We start from the raw sequence: 17,473 nt of genomic DNA on the forward strand, positions 1-17,473 counted from the left end.
AAGAGGCCGGGCCTGTGAACAGGGATTACTCGGCATCGAGGTGCATCGGTGTCACCACCCGGCCATCGCTCTCAGGCTGCCCCAGGCTGGTATCGATGAAGTACACCCGGTCGTCTTCCAGCTTGCCCTTGTCGACCAGGTAGTCCTTGATGCTGCTGGCCCGCTCCTGCCCCAAGGTACGCAGCAAGGCGGTACTCTCGGCCCACGATTTGATCACGGCCTCGCGCAGCTTGGCAGCGCGCTCGTCGCGGCCCAGCTGTTCCCATTCGGCAGGCGGCTGCTGCTTCAGGCGGGTGCGATAGATGCCTTCGAGCATCGCCGGTTTGTCACTGTCGTCAACCACCAGCATCGAGGCATTGGCTGGCACCTTGTCGCCACGACGCTGCAGGATCTTGTACCAGGTGGCCTGGTACTCGCGCTCGAGGCGCTGTTGGGCGATCAGCGGACCATCGCTGGCCTGGGCGCTGGTACCTTCGATTTCCAGGCGAAGTTCTGGGCGCTCTTTCAGTGCCGATGCCAGCTTGTCCAGCGACGACTGGGCATCACCGCTGAGTTCGCTGGAACCGGGTGCGAACGCGACGTTGCCGAGGTCTTCCGAACCCCCGCCAGTTATCAGCCCGCCAATGAACTTGAACGGCGCTTGCGCAGCGCGCAGCACCAGGTTGCGCAGGGTCTGCCAGACGATCGGCATCACGCTGAACTGCGGGTTGTTCAGGTCGCCAGACACCGGCAGCTCGATCGAGATCTTGCCCTCGGTATCCTTGAGCAATGCCACCGCCAAGCGGATCGGCAGGTCGACCGCATCTGGGCTGTCAACTTTCTCGCCCAGTTGCAACTGCTCCACCACCACCTTGTTCTCTGCCTTGAGCTGGCCGTTGGTGATCAGGTAGTGCAGGTCTAGGTTGAGCCGCCCCTTGCGGATGCGGTAGCCCGCGAACTTGCCGGAGTAGGGCGTCAAGGTAGTCAGCTCGACGCGCTTGAAGCTGGTGGCGATGTCCAGGCTGGCCAATGGGTTGAACGGGTTGAGGGCGCCCTTGATGGTAACCGGTGCGTAGCGGTCTACCTTGCCCTTGACGTCGACCTTGGCCGGCGTCGGCTTGCGGTTGTCGATAGTGCCGATCTGCCCGTTGAGTTGCTGGATGGCCGTGGCGAAGTTGGGGGTAAGCGACAGGTCGGCAAAGTTGGCCGAGCCATCGTTGATGTCGATCTGGCCGATGCGAATGCCGAGCGGTTTGCTGTTGCTGGCCGTGGTCGGCTTGGGCTGGCTGCTGGCGGGGGCGTCGGCCGGCTGCGGGATCAGCAGATCATTCACGTTGGTGGTGCGGTCTTCGTTGATGATGAAGCGCGCATAGGGTTGCAGCAGCGTCACCTTGTCGATCGACAGTGCGTCGCCGTGCACGTAGGACAAGCCGTCGACATTCACCTGCTGCCATTTGACGAAGTCGCGGCTCTTGATGGTGTCGAGGGTATGCAACTGGCTGACCTGCGCCTTGCCGGTAACATTGAAGGCCAGCGGCGTGGTGTTCTTCAGGTCGACCTTGAGGTCGGTCGAGAGCATGCCGCTGCGCAGTTCCAGCAGGATGAACGGGCTGATGTAGGCCTGGGCCACGCGCAGGTCGATATCGCGGGTGCTTACATCGAGCTTGGCCCACACCGGCGCCAGGTTGACCTGGCCGGCCGCCTGCAGCTTGCCTTGCTTACCGACGCCGGTATCCAGCTTGAGGTTGAAGGGTGTCTGGTTGAGGCTGTCGAAGCCCTGCAGATCGGCGTTGAGCGGGCCTACGTCCAAGGCTACCGGCTCTTTCTGCGTACGGTCAGCCAGGTGCACCAGGTAGTTGCGCAGCTGCACGTCCTTGAGCAGCACCTGCCACGGCTTGCCTGGCGCCTTGGCCTCTTTCTCCTCGGGCGTAGGCTCAGCGGCGGCCGGTTCGGCCTTTTCCTTGGGTGTAGCCTTGGCCGGCTGGCCGGCGAACAGTTTTTGCCAGTCGAGTTGGCCGTCTTTCTCTAGCGCGGCCCAGGTTTCCAGTTTTTCGCTACGGACCTTGCCCACGGTAACCAGCTGCTTCACCAGGTCGACCGAAGTCTCGCTCACTTCAAGCTTGGCCAGGCGTGCCAGTGGTCGGCCGTCCGGTGCCTTGATGGCGAATGGCGCGATGCGCACCGAGGTGTTGTCCAGTAGCAGCTCGGTCTGTTTGGCGAGGTTGAGCTTGTAGTGGGTATCCAGGCTGACAACCCCGTCTTCCAGCACCAGCGGTACGGCATCGCGCACATAGGGCCAGAACAGTTTCATCTTGGCGTCGGTGACCTTCAGCGTACCCTCGGAGGCGATCGGTGACAGGCTCAGGGTCCCGTTCCAGTCGATGCGCCCGCCGTTCGGGCCGTTGGCCACCAAGGTCATGTCGGCGTTGTCATCAGGCAAGGTGCTGAGGTTTTTCAGCTCCAGATTCATGTTGTCGTAGAGGAACTCGATCGGCTCGCTCGGGCGCATGTCCTGAAAGTGCAGGAAACCTTCCTTGAGCTTGATGCTGCCAATGCGCAGAGGAAACGGATCGCTGGGAGGCTCTTCAGTTTTGGCCTCGCTGGGCGGCAGCTTGAACAACCCGGTCAGGTTGAGGCTGCCGTCCTTGGCGAACAGCACTTCATTGCGCGGCTTGTCGAGTGCGACTGCTTCCAGGTGCAGGGCGCGGGTCCACAGGCTATCGAGCGAGAGGTTGGCGTATAGCCGCTCGAAGCCGACCTGCTCCTTGCCTGGCTCGCCAATCTGCAGGCCCCACAACGTGAGCTCCAGGCTGAAGGGGTTGAGCTCGATGCGTTCAAGGTGGGCCGGTACAGTGGCGTACTGGGCCAACTGCTGGTTGGCGATGCGCAGCGCGACACCGGGAACAATGAGAAAGCCGAGCAGGCTGTAGAGCGCTACCAGTGCCACGATTGCGCCAGCGGCGCGAGTCAATCCTTTGTACATGTGTCGCTTCGTCTGTCTTGGCAGGAGTGCTTGGAGTATGGCACGTTAAATCAGTTCCGCTGGGCGGACCATTTGCCCTCAGTCAATGCCCATGCGCCGCCTGGCACGGTGCGCCGAGCCGTCACGCATGGCCCAGCGCAGCACCGGTGCAGTACGTTTCAGGCCAAGGCGGATCAGGCGTTGCTGCAAGGGCCCGTGCTGCAGGCCGAGCATGGATTGGGCCCAGCCTGGCAGCAGGTCGATACCCGCGTGCAGCATCAGTTTGCCCACTGGTTGTGCCAGCCGGCTGGGGGCGGGGGCCGCTAGCAGGATCTGCATCACCTCATGGCTGCGTGCGTCGCAGTGCAGCTGCGGGCGCAGGCGTTGCAGGTAATCTTCCACCTGCTGGCGTGAACGCGGCACGTCACGTGCACCGAGGCGCTCGGCAATCAGGGCGATTTCGTCGTAGTAGGCATCCTGTTCTGCGGGCGACAGGTGTGGGTTGCGGTAGCGCAGATGGGCGGCGAGAAAACTGCTGACCTCCGCCACATGCACCCAGGTCAGCAAATCCGGGTCGCTGGCCGCATACGGTCGGCCATCCGCAGCGGTACCGGTCACCTGCAGGTGGATGGTGCGGACCTTGTCGATCAACCATTCAGCATCGCCTGTGGCGCCGAAGGTAGTACCGGAGATGAACTGGCTGGTACGGCGCAGGCGGCCCAGCAGGTCTTCACGAAAATTGGAATGGTCCCACACCCCGGCGAGGGCCAGCGGATGCAACAACTGCAACATCAGCGCACTGATCCCGCCCACGAGCATGCTCGGGAAGTCGCCGTGTACCTGCCAGCTGATGCTGTGTGGGCCGAACAGGCCAGGGTCACCTTTGGGCGATTCGAGGTCGAGCTGGCCGAGGGCCAGCCCGGTGAGGCTCATGACCTGGGTTTCGATGCGGCGGCGAAGGGCTTCCATGGCGACCTGCGGGGCAGGGCGGCCAGGAACTGTGGCCGCCGGTTACTGATTGAGGCGTTTGTCGATCAGGCCTTGCACCACGCTGGGGTCGGCCAGGGTCGATGTATCGCCCAGGTTGTCCAGCTCATTGCAGGCGATTTTGCGCAGTATACGCCGCATGATCTTGCCTGAGCGCGTCTTGGGTAGCGCGGGTGCCCACTGAATCAGCTCGGGCTTGGCGAAGCTGCCGATTTCCTTGCTGACCAGGGCCAGCAGCTCGGCCTTCAGTGCGTCATCCGGCGACACGCCATTCATGGTCGTGACGAAGGCGTAGACGCCCTGGCCCTTGAGGTCGTGGGGGTAGCCGACCACCGCTGCTTCGGCCACGCTGTCATGCAGTACCAGCGCGCTTTCCACTTCAGCGGTGCCGATGCGGTGCCCGGAAACGTTGATCACATCGTCGATGCGCCCGGTGATCCAGTAGTCGCCATCGGCATCGCGGCGGGCACCGTCACCGGTGAAGTAGTAGCCGGGCAAGGGCTTGAAGTAGGTGTCGACCATACGCTGGTGGTCGCCGTAGACACTGCGGATCTGTCCGGGCCAGCTGGCCTTGATCGCCAGCAGGCCGGCGCCGGGGCCTTCGATCGGTTGGCCTTTTTCGTCCAGCAGCACCGGTTGCACGCCGAACATGGGCTGGGTGGCGCAGCCGGGTTTGAGTGACTGCGTGCCCGGCAGTGGCGTGAGCATGATGCCGCCGGTTTCGGTCTGCCACCAGGTATCGACGATGGGGCAGCGCTTTTGCCCTACCTCCTCGAAGTACCACTCCCAGGCTTCGGGGTTGATCGGTTCGCCGACGCTGCCCAGCAGGCGCAGGCTTTTGCGCGAGGTACTCTGCAGTGGCGCCGAGCCCTCGCGCATTAGCGCACGCAGCGCAGTTGGGGCGGTGTAGAAGATATTCACCTGGTGCTTGTCCACCACCTGCCAGAAGCGCGAAGTGTCCGGGTAGTTGGGCACGCCCTCGAACATCAGCGAAATCGCACCATTGGCCAGCGGGCCATAGACGATGTAGCTGTGGCCGGTGACCCAGCCAACGTCGGCGGTGCACCAGAACACCTCGCCGTCACGGTAGTCGAACACGACCTTGAAGGTCATGGTCGCCTGCAGCAGGTAACCCCCAGTGGTGTGCAGTACCCCCTTGGGTTTGCCGGTGCTGCCAGAGGTGTAGAGGATGAACAGCGGGTCTTCGGCATCCATCGGCTCGGGGGCGCAAGTGTCGCCTGCCTGTTCCGTTGCCTCGTGGTACCAGAGGTCTCGGCCTTCGGTCCAGGCGACATCGCCACCCGTGCGACGCGCCACGAACACGCTGCTGACTGCAGGGCAACTGGCCAGTGCCTTGTCGACATTCTGTTTCAGAGGGATGCGCTTGCCACCGCGCACCCCTTCATCGGCGGTGATCACCGTGCGGCAGTCGGCATCGAGGATGCGGTCGCGCAGGGCATCGGGCGAGAAGCCGCCGAACACGACCGAGTGGATGGCGCCGATGCGGGTGCAGGCGAGCATGGCAAAGGCCGCCTCAGGGATCATCGGCATATAGATGCACACCCGGTCGCCTTTGTTTACCCCGCGTGCTTTCAGCGCGTTGGCCAGGCGGCAAACCTGGCGATGCAGTTCGCGATAGCTGATGGCCTTGGAGTCGCCCGGCTCGTCGCCTTCCCAAAGCAGGGCGGTCTGCTCGCCGCGCTTGGCCAGGTGGCGGTCGATGCAGTTGAAGCTGACGTTGAGTTGAGCACCGTCGAACCAGCGGGCCTTGCCGGTACGCAGGTCGCATTGCTGCACGCTTGACCAGGGTTTGATCCAGTCCAGGCGCTTGGCCTGTTCGGCCCAGAAGGTGTCTGGGTCTTCGACCGACTGGCGGTAGAGGCGGCGGTAGTCTTCGGGGGTGAGGGCGGCGGACTGGCTGACGGCCAGGGCCTGGGGGTAATTGCGGATATCGAACATGGCGGTGGTCCTGCTCTTGTAAGGGGCGAGGGACTGCAACGGCTATTCGATAGGACAGTGTAGCTGGGAGCGGTGTTCAACCTGTGCAGGCCACTTCGCCGGCTTGCCCACTCCCACAGGTACCGCACAGCCGTGGACGGCTGTGTTGTGCCTGCGGGGGCGGGCAAACCCGCGAAGAGGCTAGCGAAGGTCTCGAATCAACCGCGGTGACGGCCGCGGAAATAGTTGATCAGGCCTTGGGTAGAGCCGTCTTCGGCGCTGTCTTCCAGGCTGCCGACCAGGCGCTGGTATACGCCCTTGCCCAACTCCTTGCCCAGCTCCACGCCCCACTGATCGAAGGCATTGATACCCCAGATCACGCTCTGCACGAACACCTTGTGCTCGTACATCGCCACCAGCGCGCCGAGACGACGCGGGCTGATACGCTCGACCACCAAGGTGTTGCTCGGGCGGTTACCCGGGATCACCTTGTGCGGGGCCAGCTTTTCGATGTCCGCTTCGCTCAGGCCTTTGCCACGCAATTCGGTTTCGGCTTCGTCGCGGGTCTTGCCGAGCATCAGCGCCTGGCTCTGCGACAGGCAGTTGGCGTACAGCCATTGATGATGGTCGGCCACCGGGTTGAAGCTCACGACCGGTACGATGAAGTCGGCCGGAATCAGCTGGGTGCCTTGGTGCAGCAACTGATGGTAAGCGTGCTGGCCGTTACAGCCGACGCCGCCCCAGATCACCGGGCCAGTGTCGGTCTTCACCGGGGTGCCGTCCTGCAGCACGCTCTTGCCGTTGGACTCCATGTCCAGCTGCTGCAGGTGCTTGGTGATGTTGCGCAGGTAATGGTCGTACGGCAGGATCGCGTGGCTGCTGGCATTCCAGAAATTGCCGTACCACACGCCCAGCAGGGCCAGCAGTACCGGCATGTTCTTGTCGAATGGCGCGGTCTGGAAGTGCTGGTCCATGGTGTAGGCACCGGACAGCAGTTCCTTGAAGTTGGCCATGCCGATGGCCAGGGCGATTGGCAGGCCGATGGCCGACCACAGCGAATAACGCCCGCCCACCCAGTCCCACATCGGGAAGATGTTCTCTTCGCGAATACCGAAGGCCACCGCGGCGGCCTTATTGCTGGAAACGGCGATGAAGTGGCGGTACAGCTCGGCTTCCGACCCGCCCTGGGCCAGGTACCAGGTACGAGCGGCCATGGCATTTTTCAGCGTCTCGAGGGTGTTGAACGACTTCGACGAGACGATGAAGAGCGTGGTTTCGGCACGCAGGCTGGCCGACAGCTCGTGGAATTCACTGCCGTCGATGTTTGCCAGGTAATGGCAGCGCACACCGCGCTGGGCATAGGGCAACAGCGCCTCGGACACCAGCTCTGGGCCAAGGAAGGAGCCGCCGATGCCAATGTTGACCACGTCGGTGATCGGCTTTTCGCTGTAGCCGCGCCACAGCCCATCGTGGATACGGCCAACCAGCTCGGTGATCTGGTTCAGTACCTTGTGCACTTCCGGCATGATGTTCGTGCCATTGACACTGAGCTTGTCGCCCACGGGCCGGCGCAGCGCGGTGTGCAGCACCGGGCGGCCTTCGGAGGCATTGACGATTTCGCCGCCGAACATCGCCTTGATGGCGTCCTGCAGGCCCACCTCATCGGCCAGTTTGACCAGCAGGTCGCGGCTTTGCTCGGTGATCAGGTTTTTCGAGTAGTCGAGGAACAGGCCGCAGGCGCTAAGGGAAAACTGGTCGAAGCGTTTGGCATCGGCGGCGAAGGCTTCGCGCATGCTGAAACTCTGCATGGCGTCGCGGTGTTGCTGAAGCGCCTGCCAGGCGGGCAGCGCCGTCACATCGTGGGGTGTACGGTAATACGCCATTGCGCGGGATTCCCTTGGTGCGTGGTGAGGCCTTGGACACGGCAGTCGTTGCCGGGTTCAGGCTGGCATCATTATAGGCAAAGGCCACGCGCTGGGAATGGGTATGGCGGAGTGATTTTGGAGCCCCTGTGGAAGCGGGCTCTTGCCGCGAATGGGCTGCCAGGCAGCCCAGGCCGTTACGCGGTTTTTTCTTCCACATGCAGGTAAAGGTTGTCGATCAACCGTGTGTTACCCAGGTAAGCCGCCGCAATCACCACCAGGTCTCGATCATCGATCATGGCCGGGCGCAGGCTCACAGCATGGCGCACTTCCAGATAATCCGGGCGCAAACCCGCAGCACTCAGCTGTGCCTGCCCTTCAGCGACCAGTGCGGCAAAATCCCGTTGGCCACGGCTGATGGCCGCTGCAATGTGCTGCAACGTACGGTACAGCACCGGCGCAGTCGCACGTTGCTCCGGCGTGAGGTAACCATTGCGCGACGACAGCGCCAGGCCATCCTCCGCCCGTACGGTCGGTTCGCCAATGATCTGGATCGGCATGTTCAGGTCCCGCACCATGGCGCGGATAACCGCCAACTGCTGGAAGTCTTTCTCGCCGAACACGGCAAGGTCCGGCTGGACCATGTTGAACAGCTTGCTGACCACCGTGGCCACGCCCTCGAAATGCCCGGGTCGGCTGGCGCCGCACAGGCCTTCGGAAAGCCCGGGCACGCTGACGCGGGTCTGTACGGTCATGCCGTCGGGGTACATCTCTTCCACGGTGGGCGCGAACAGCAGGTTGCAGCCGGCCTGCAGCAGGCGTTCCTGGTCGGCGGCAAGGGTACGCGGGTATTTGTCGAGGTCTTCGTTGGCACCGAACTGCAGCGGGTTGACGAAGATACTGGCGACCACGAAATCGGCACGCTGCGCCGCCTTGGTCACCAGCGCGGCGTGGCCGCTGTGCAGGTTGCCCATGGTCGGCACGAAGCCGATGCGCTTGCCTTCACCGCGTGCGCGGGCTACTGCCGCGCGCAGTTCGCGAACGGTCTTGACTGTATTCATGCACTGAACCCGTGTTCGCTGCCTGGGAAGCTGACTTGCTTGACGGCCTCGACGTAAGCGACGAGGGCGCTGTGGATATCTGGCTGGCCTTGCATGAAGTTCTTCACGAACTTGGGGACCCGGCCGCTCAGCGACAGGCCAAGCATGTCGTGAAGCACTAGAACCTGGCCATCAGTGGCGCTGCCGGCGCCAATGCCGATTACCGGGATGCCCACGGCATTGGTGATTTCTGCCGCCAGTTCGCTGGGAACGCATTCAAGCAGCAGCATGGCCGCACCGGCCTGCTCCAAGGCAATGGCGTCAGCGCGCATCTGGCGGGCCTGGGCTTCCTGGCGGCCCTGCACCTTGTAGCCGCCCAGCACATTGACGGTTTGCGGGGTCAAGCCCATGTGTGCGCACACCGGCACGCCACGCTCGGCCAGCAGGCGGATGGTTTCGCCCAGCCAGGCCGCGCCTTCGATCTTGATCATGTGGGCGCCGGCCTGCATCAGCGTGGCGCTGTTGGCAAAGGCTTGTTCCGGGGTGGCATGGGCCATGAACGGCAGGTCGGCGAGGATCAGCGCGCCATCGTTGCCACGCTTGACGCTGGCGGTGTGGTAGGCCATGTCCGCAGTGGTGACCGGCAGTGTGCTGTCGTGGCCTTGCAGGACCATCCCCAGCGAGTCGCCCACCAGCAACACTTCAACGCCGGCCTGGCTCGCCGCCTTGGCGAAAGTCGCATCGTAGCAGGTCAGCATGGTGATCTTTTCACCCTTGGCCTTGAGGCCATTGAGGGTGGTGAGGGTTACTTCAGGCATGTCGGAAATTCCTCGTTCAGGCGCTGTAAAAAACGACTGCATTCAACGTGTGTAGTCATCTTCCGGAGCGGCACATCATCGCGCGTGATGTTCGGGCACAGGTCCGTCCGGGCCTAAATACGGGTATGCGGCACTTTGGTGCCACACGGGACGCCTATAGTCGTGAGCGAGGTGGGGGAAGTCAATCACCCTGTTACCGCATTGTTACGATCAGGGTGTTACGGGCGTTACCGGGAGTGTGTAGCCGCCTGGAACGCCCGGTTCACAGGCGTTCCAGGCCGACGAATGGGCATTCCTCGAGCAGTTGCGCGAGGGCGCGCCCATCGGCCAGGCGGAAGTCCCCCGGCACCAGTTCGGCCAGCGGGTACAGTACGAAAGGGCGAGCATGCATGTGGTAATGGGGCACTTTCAGGCGTGGCTCGTCGAGCACCTGGTCGCCGAACAGCAGGATATCCAGGTCCAGCGTACGTGGCCCCCAGCGCTCTTTGCGCACGCGGCCCTGGTCGTTTTCGATGGCCTGCAGCGCATCGAGCAGGGCCAGTGGCGCCAGGGCGGTGTCCACGGCAGCGACGGCGTTGGTGTAACGCGGCTGGCCGGGTAACAGCGAATCGCTGGTATACAAGGCCGAGGCTGCCACCAGGCGTGTGGCTTCAACCTGGTCGAGCGCCTGCAAGGCGCTGCGCAGCTGTTCGGCAGGTGCGTCCAGGTTGCTGCCCAGGCCTAGGTAGGCGCGCGTCTTCACTCGAACGCCTCGTCACCACTGCGCTTGCGTTTGCTGCCGCTGCGCTTGCGTTTGCGCGGGCCGGCTGCGCTACCTTCGTCCCGGCTGCCCAGTTCACGAATCATCTCGCGACGCTCGCTGTCGTTGGCATCCTGGTAATCGGTCCACCACTGGCCCAGGTCGTCGGTTTCTTCCCCGGCACTTTCACGCAGCAGCAGGAAGTCGTAACCGGCGCGGAAGCGCGGGTTGTCCAGCAGCATGTCGGCGCGCTTGCCACTGCGGCGAGGCAGGCGCTCCTGCATGTCCCAGATCTCGCGGATCGGCAGGGTGAAGCGCTTGGGAATGGCGATGCGCGCGCATTGCTCGGCGATCAGGTCGTGGGCTGCGCCATTCATGGCCGGAATCGGCGGCACGCCCTGGTTCTGCAAGTGCAGTACACGCGCCGGCAGGGCAGGCCACAGCAGTGCAGCGAACAGGAAGGCTGGCGTCACCGGTTTGCCCTGCTTCACCCGCAGGTCGGTGTTGTTCAGTGCCTGGCTGATCAGCGTGTGGGTGTAGGTTGGGCGCTCTTCCAGGGCGTGCGCACTGGCCGGGAACAAGGGTTCGAACAGCTCCAGGTCGACGAGCATTTCGAAGGCGATGGCGCCTTGGCCGGACAGGAACAGCTTGAGGCATTCTTCGAACAGGCGCGCTGGCGGGATTTCGCGCAGCAATGGCGCCAGTTCGCGGATCGGCTTGAATGTGTGCTTCTCGATACCGAAGTCCAGCTTGGCGGCGAAACGCACCGCGCGCAGCATGCGCACCGGGTCTTCCTGGTAGCGGTGGGTAGGGTCGCCGATCAGCCGCAGCAGGCGGTTGCGTACATCGTGCACGCCGTTGGCGTAGTCGAGGATGCGCTCGCTGACCGGGTCGTAGTACAGGGCATTGATGGTGAAGTCGCGGCGTTGCGCGTCTTCTTCAAGGGTGCCGTACACGTTGTCACGCAGGATACGACCACTGGCGTTATGCGACGAACGGTGGCTGTCACCTTGGTCTTCGTCCGAGTGGTGGGCGCGGAAAGTGGCGACTTCGATGATGTCACGGCCAAAATGCACGTGGACCAGCTTGAAGCGGCGACCAATGATGCGCGCGTTACGGAATTCGGCTCGGACCTGTTCGGGGGTGGCGCTGGTGGCGACGTCGAAGTCCTTCGGCGTAATGCCGAGCATCAGGTCGCGGACACAGCCACCGACCAGGTAAGCCTGGTAACCGGCACTTTGCAGGCGCTCGACAATGTTCACCGCATGGCGGCTGAACTGGTGGCGCTGCAGCGAGTGCTGGCTCTTGTTGATCACCTCAGGCGTGGTGCGCCTGTGGTGCTGGCCCGGTACGGGCGGGCGGAACGACTGGAACAGCTTCTTCAGCATGGGATGCACTGTTTGAAGGAATGTTCGGCCAAGAATAGGAGAATGGCCGCATGATGGGCGGGGATTCTAGCATTTACTCAGGGAATGGTGTAGGCGGGTAGCAGGATGCCTGCCAGGAAGACAGAAACGACAAGGGGAGCCTAAGCTCCCCAAGAAGTGTCGTTGCGTGCTCTTATTATTTTTTTGCTGGGCTTCTTGTTTTTGTTGAGTGCCCTGCCCACAAATCTCAAAGCTTGTGGACGACCCCCAAACCGGGGGTAAAGAGCAAACGGATTGCTTTGGCCGCTGATGTCACGTTGATCTGTCGATCCAACCAGTTCAGGCGCTGCTTTTTAGTGCAGTTTTTGTTGTTCTCTGCCTGGTCGTGGGGCAAGCCCCAAACACGCATCCTCTCCAAAAGAATCAGTTAGCTGCGCCTCCGCCGTCTTGTTTTTATTGTGCGTGAGCCGTTTCGTCTTGTTCTTATTTTAGATTCAGTGCTTGTTATTGTTTTTGTACTAAGCATATAGCAGGTGCCGTGCCAACTTTTTGAAACCCTTTAAAATCAAGGGCTTGAGAGAATTTGGCGGTTTCCGGCAGGTCCAAAATGGCGGGATTTCGTTACCGTACGCCTCGGGAACTGTTACGGCGAAAAGGTTGGGTAACAGATTTTTGGGGGGGCTGAGGTGTTACCTGGGGAGTTCTCCGTCAAGCATTCAGCGCCTGAGAGATCGAGCGCCGCCCGCGCGGCGCTTCGCGGGGCAAGCCCGCTCCCACATTTGTTTCGGGCCAATCAATCCTGAGCTATCGGCGCTCGCCCCTCTGTTGTTCCATTCAATGTCACGTCGTGCAGCAAGGGGCCGCGCGCCAATGGTGGCAGGAGATATTGGCCCGAAACAGATGTGGGAGCGGGCTTGCCCCGCGAAGCGCCGCGCGGGCGGCGCTCGATCTCGAAGGCGACAACAATGCTGTGCCGAACTCAATTACTCACTGGTGGCGTTGCTCTTGCGCCGTGGAATGCCCAAGCGCTGACGGCGTTCCCACAGGCACTTGCGGCTGACGCCGAGCTTGCGTGCCAGTTCGGTCTCGGTCATGTGGTCCTGATGCTCGAGCACGAAATGCTGGAAGTAGTCCTCCAGCGACAGGTCTTCGGTCGGCTCGTGGCTGGCATTGTTGCCGCCAGAACTCGCTGCGACCAAGGCATTGTCGAGGATGTCATCCTCTTCCAGGTCGCTCAGCTCGATGTCGATACCCAGCAGGTCGGCGGAAATTTCTGCGCTCTCGCTAAGAATCACCGCTCGTTCCACGGCGTTTTCCAGCTCACGCACGTTACCTGGCCAGCTGTAGTGACGAATGGCCTGCTCGGCCTCGGCTGAGAAGTGCAGGTCGTCACGGCCGATGCGTGCGCGCTGGCGGGCGAGGAAGGCACTGGCAATCTCGTTGACGTCGCTGCCGCGCTCGCGCAGGGCCGGCAGCTTCAGGGCGATCACGTGCAGGCGGTAGTACAAGTCCTCACGGAACTGCCCAGCCTTGGCAAGGTTTTTCAGGTCGCGGTGGGTCGCTGCGATCAGGCGCACATCGACCTTCTGCGACTGCACCGAACCTACCCGGCGAATCTCGCCTTCCTGCAGGACACGCAGCAGGCGGGCCTGGGCCTCGAGCGGCAATTCGCCGATTTCGTCGAGGAACAGCGTACCGCCGTCGGCAGCCTCCACCAGGCCGGCGCGGCCCGCGCTGGCGCCGGTAAACGCACCTTTTTCGTGGCCGAACAGTTCCGACTCGATCAGTGTTTCGGGAATGGCCGCACAGTTTACCGAGATCATCGGTGCCTTGGCCCGTCGGGACAGGTTGTGCAGGGCGCGGGCCACCAGCTCTTTACCGGTGCCCGACTCGCCCTGGATGAGCACGTTGGAGTCGGTAGGTGCGACCTTGCGTATCTTGCTGTACATGTCCTGCATGGGTGGGCACGAGCCAATGATGCCGATTTCGCCATTGGCCGCTGTGGCGCTACCTTTTTCGGCCGGGGCAGCCTTGCCATTGCTGACGCGTGGCTCGGCAGCCGGTGCAGCGGCCGGAGCGTTCTGGCGGTCGCGCAGGATGCGTGCCACGGCCTGCAGCATCTCGTCGTGGTCGAAGGGCTTGGCGATGTAGTCCACCGCGCCCATTTTCATCGAGTCCACCGCCGAGCGCAGGCTGGCGTAGCTGGTCATGATCAGCACCGGGGTACCTTGGCCAAGCTTGATCAGCTCGGTGCCAGGCGCGCCTGGCAAGCGCAGGTCACTGACGATCAGGTCGAAGGTGGCAATGCTGAAGCGTTCCTGGGCTTCCTGCACCGAGCCGGCTTCGCTGACCTGGTACTGGTTCCGCTCAAGCAGACGACGCAAGGCCGAGCGGATGATGGTTTCGTCTTCGACGATCAGAATATGCGGCATTGATTCAATTCTCTCGACGGTCTCGAATTTCAGGGGACGTCGCTACGACATGCCGGGGCAGGGTCACGCGGATCCGGGTGCCACGTTGCCGTTCGATATCGGCCGGGCTGTCGATGGTGATTTGCCCATAATGCTCTTCCACGATGGAATAGACCAGAGCGAGCCCCAGTCCGGTTCCTTCGCCCGGGTCCTTGGTGGTGAAGAACGGTTCGAACAGGCGGTCCATGATGTTCTTCGGGATCCCGCTGCCCTCGTCCTCGACGATGAGGTCGACGGTGTGCTCGCTGGCTTCGCTGCGCACACGCACGGCACTGCCGGGCGGCGAGGCATCGCGGGCATTGGAAAGCAGGTTGATCAGCACCTGGGCCAGGCGCTGCGGGTCCCCTTCGGCCCAGTGGTCCGGGTCGCAGAGGTTGAAGAACTGTACTTCGAAATTGCGCCGGTTCAATGCCAGCAGGCCGATGGCGTCCTGTGCCACTTCGGCCAGGCACACGGGTTCTTCGCTGTTCTGGACGCTACCGCCGGCATGGGCGAAGCTCATCAGCGACTGGACGATTCGCGACACGCGCTTGGTCTGTTCGAGGATCTGGCTGGACAACTCGGTGATCTCGCCATCGCCTTCGCGTTCTTCGCGCAGGTTCTGCGCCAGGCAGGCGATGCCGGTGATGGGGTTGCCGATCTCGTGGGCCACGCCCGCAGCCAGGCGGCCAATGCTGGCCAGGCGCTCGGAATGCACCAGTTTGTCTTCCAGCGCCTGGGTTTCGGTGAGGTCTTCCACCAGTAGCACCAAGCCACTGTTACCCGGGGCCAGCGGCTCGTCGATGGCCGCTTTGTGCAGGTTCAGCCAGCGCGGTTGGCCGTCCAGGGCCAGGCGCTGCTTGTGCAGGTGCTCGTCGGGCACATTGATGAAGCCTTGCAGCAGGCCGCGCCAGGGTTCGCCGATGGTCACCAGGCGTGAGCCGACCACGTGCTTGGCGGCAATGCCGGTGAGCTCTTCCATGGCCTTGTTCCACATGAGGATTTCCTGGTCCTTGGCCAGTGAGCAGACACCCATGGGCAACTCTTGCAGGGTCTGCCGATGGTAACGGCGCAAGGCATCCAGCTCGGCAGCCAGGCCGGTCAGGCGCGAGTGATAGTCTTCCAGGCGGCTTTCGATGAAGTGGATGTCCTCGGTCACGTAGTTTTCGTTACCGGACTTGTACGGCAGGAAGGTTTCGACCATGTCCTGGGCCACGCTTGGCCCCATCAGGCCCGACAGGTTGGCCTCGATTCGGTCGCGCAGACGGCGCAGGGCATAAGGGCGGCGCTCGTCGAACGGCAGGTACAGGTCACGCAGGGCCTGCTCCACTTCTTTTTGCGCAGCCTTGGCACCCAACGGCTTGGCCAGCTGGGTAGCGAATTCCTGCGGAGAGGCAGCGTGCAGCTCACGGCGCTGCGGGCGGCGCACGTTGTCCACCGCGCAGGCTTCGGCGGCGCTGACCTCTTCGCTGCTGGCGTTGGTGAACAGCGAGATGAGGGTGAACAGCAGCACGTTGGCCGCCAGCGAAGCAATGGCCGCCATGTGCCAGCTGGTATCGTCCAGCACATAGATCATGTCCAGCAGCGGGATGTAGAAACCCTGCAGGTTGCCCAGCAGCGGCAGCAGCATGGTTACCATCCACACCAGGGTGCCGGCCAGCAGCCCGGCGATGAAGCCACGGCGGTTGGCGGTTGGCCAGTACAGCACCGACAGTACCCCTGGCAGGAACTGCAATGTGGCGACAAAGGCAACGATACCCAGATTGGCCAGGCTCTGGTGGTTGTTCTGAGTCAGGTAGAACATGAAACCGGCGGTAATGATGGCGACGATCAGCGCACGACGAGTCCATTTCAGCCAGCGGTAGATATTGCCCTCGGCCGGCGGTTGGTACAGCGGCAGTACCAAGTGGTTGAGGGCCATGCCCGACAGGGCCAGGGTGGTGACGATGATCAACCCGCTGGCGGCGGACAGGCCGCCGATATAAGCCAGCAGCGCCAGAGCCTGGTTGTTCGCGGCAATGCCCAGGCCCAAGGTGAAGTACTCGGGGTTGGTGCTGGCGCCCAGGCGCAGGCCGGCCCACAGCACCAGCGGTACCGCCAGGCTCATCAGCAGCAGGAACAGCGGCAGGCCCCAGCTGGCGCTGACCAGCGAGCGCGGGTTGAGGTTTTCGGTGAAGGCCATGTGGTACATGTGCGGCATGACGATGGCCGAGGCGAAGAACACCAGCAGCAGGGTGCGCCATGGGCCTTCCTGCAGCGGGGTGTGCAGGGCTGCCAGGGCGGTCTGGTTCTGCAGCAACCAGACTTCCAGCTCGTGTGGGCCGCCGAACACGCCGTACAGCGCATACAGGCCGATGCCACCCAGTGCCAGCAGCTTGATCACCGACTCGAAGGCGATGGCGAATACCAGGCCTTCATGCTTTTCGCGCGTGGCGATGTGCCGCGAGCCGAAGAAAATGGTGAACAGGATGATCAATGTACAGAAGGCAAATGCCACCCGGGCCTTGACTGGCTCACCGGTGAGGATGCTGATCGAGTCGGCCACCGCCTGAATCTGCAGGGCGAGCAGCGGCAGCACGCCGATCAGCATGATGATGGTGGTCAAAGCCCCGGCCCAGGTGCTGCGAAAACGGAACGCCAGCAGGTCGGCCAGTGATGAAAGCTGGTAGGTGCGGGTGATCTTCAGGATCGGGTACAGCAGCACCGGTGCCAGCAGGAACGCGCCGGACACCCCCAGGTAACAGGCGAGGAAGCCGTAGCCGTACTGGTAGGCCAGGCCCACCGAACCATAGAAAGCCCAGGCACTGGCATACACACCCAGCGACAGGGTGTAGGTAAGTGGGTGGCGAATGATTGCGCGCGGGATCAGCCCACGCTCGCTGATCCAGGCCACGCCGAACAGCACCATGAGGTACCCGGCGCTGATCAGGATCATCTGGGTCAGGCTAAAGCTCATCGGCATCTCGTTGGCTCTGCAGGATAAAGGTGACGACGATCAGGATCAGCCAGAGCAGGTAGGGGCGGTACCAGGCTCCGGTCGGTTCGATCCACCAGTCCATGATGGCCGGGGAGAACAGGTAGATCCCCACGACCAAAAGCAGGACCAAACGATAGATGTACATGCTGGCCTCGATGGTTGGGCGCTGCGGGCTTGAACTTATTATTGGCGCAAATGGCAGGGGGGATGCTAGCGGGAATCCACAGCGTTCGCCAAGGGTTTGAATTTAATGGGCTTTTGTTTTTAGGGGGCCTTTGCCTGTGGCCGCGCTTTCATGGGCATGCCCACACCCACAGGTAGACCACAGGTCTTCAAGGTGGCGTGGTTCCTGTG

11 protein-coding genes are annotated in these 17,473 nt (G+C 62.7%); all 11 read right to left on the reverse strand.

All coding sequences use genetic code 11. The features are described 5' to 3' along the window. Positions 1–25: 25 nt before the first annotated feature. A complete protein-coding gene (locus OO258_RS15070; protein ID WP_266031277.1) occupies positions 26–2,962 on the reverse strand; it encodes a DUF748 domain-containing protein in 2,937 nt (978 codons plus the stop codon). A gap of 78 nt (positions 2,963–3,040) precedes the next feature. Then, the gene (locus tag OO258_RS15075; RefSeq protein ID WP_266031278.1) at positions 3,041–3,910 is read right to left on the reverse strand and encodes an oxygenase MpaB family protein; all 870 of its coding nucleotides are present in this window, start codon (positions 3,908–3,910) and stop codon (positions 3,041–3,043) included. A gap of 42 nt (positions 3,911–3,952) precedes the next feature. Beyond that, the gene (acs, locus tag OO258_RS15080; RefSeq protein ID WP_266031280.1) at positions 3,953–5,887 is read right to left on the reverse strand and encodes an acetate--CoA ligase; all 1,935 of its coding nucleotides are present in this window, start codon (positions 5,885–5,887) and stop codon (positions 3,953–3,955) included. A 197-nt stretch (positions 5,888–6,084) separates the two neighbouring features. Beyond that, positions 6,085–7,749 carry a glucose-6-phosphate isomerase gene (gene pgi / locus OO258_RS15085; protein WP_266031282.1) on the reverse strand — a complete coding sequence of 555 codons (1,665 nt, stop codon included), beginning with the start codon at positions 7,747–7,749 and terminating at the stop codon, positions 6,085–6,087. A gap of 176 nt (positions 7,750–7,925) precedes the next feature. Further along, a complete protein-coding gene (gene panC, locus OO258_RS15090; RefSeq protein ID WP_266031284.1) occupies positions 7,926–8,789 on the reverse strand; it encodes a pantoate--beta-alanine ligase in 864 nt (287 codons plus the stop codon). After that, on the reverse strand, positions 8,786–9,586 hold the full coding sequence (gene panB / locus OO258_RS15095; protein WP_266031286.1) for a 3-methyl-2-oxobutanoate hydroxymethyltransferase: 801 nt from the start codon (positions 9,584–9,586) through the stop codon (positions 8,786–8,788). Before panB ends, panC begins: the two co-directional genes overlap by 4 nt. A 262-nt stretch (positions 9,587–9,848) precedes the next feature. Continuing rightward, positions 9,849–10,328 (reverse strand): 2-amino-4-hydroxy-6-hydroxymethyldihydropteridine diphosphokinase, encoded by a 480-nt coding sequence (folK, locus tag OO258_RS15100; RefSeq protein WP_266031288.1) that lies wholly within the window; start codon positions 10,326–10,328, stop codon positions 9,849–9,851. Then, on the reverse strand, positions 10,325–11,713 hold the full coding sequence (locus tag OO258_RS15105) for a polynucleotide adenylyltransferase PcnB (protein WP_266031290.1): 1,389 nt from the start codon (positions 11,711–11,713) through the stop codon (positions 10,325–10,327). Before OO258_RS15105 ends, folK begins: the two co-directional genes overlap by 4 nt. A gap of 962 nt (positions 11,714–12,675) precedes the next feature. Next, positions 12,676–14,124 carry a sigma-54-dependent transcriptional regulator gene (locus OO258_RS15110; protein ID WP_266031292.1) on the reverse strand — a complete coding sequence of 483 codons (1,449 nt, stop codon included), beginning with the start codon at positions 14,122–14,124 and terminating at the stop codon, positions 12,676–12,678. A gap of 4 nt (positions 14,125–14,128) precedes the next feature. Then, the gene (locus OO258_RS15115; protein ID WP_177410769.1) at positions 14,129–17,104 is read right to left on the reverse strand and encodes a sensor histidine kinase; all 2,976 of its coding nucleotides are present in this window, start codon (positions 17,102–17,104) and stop codon (positions 14,129–14,131) included. Beyond that, positions 17,088–17,264 carry a hypothetical protein gene (locus OO258_RS15120; protein WP_003250005.1) on the reverse strand — a complete coding sequence of 59 codons (177 nt, stop codon included), beginning with the start codon at positions 17,262–17,264 and terminating at the stop codon, positions 17,088–17,090. Before OO258_RS15120 ends, OO258_RS15115 begins: the two co-directional genes overlap by 17 nt. Between the last annotated feature and the right edge of the window lie 209 nt (positions 17,265–17,473).

The organism is Pseudomonas sp. DCB_BI, from assembly GCF_026240995.1.
GTDB lineage: Bacteria > Pseudomonadota > Gammaproteobacteria > Pseudomonadales > Pseudomonadaceae > Aquipseudomonas.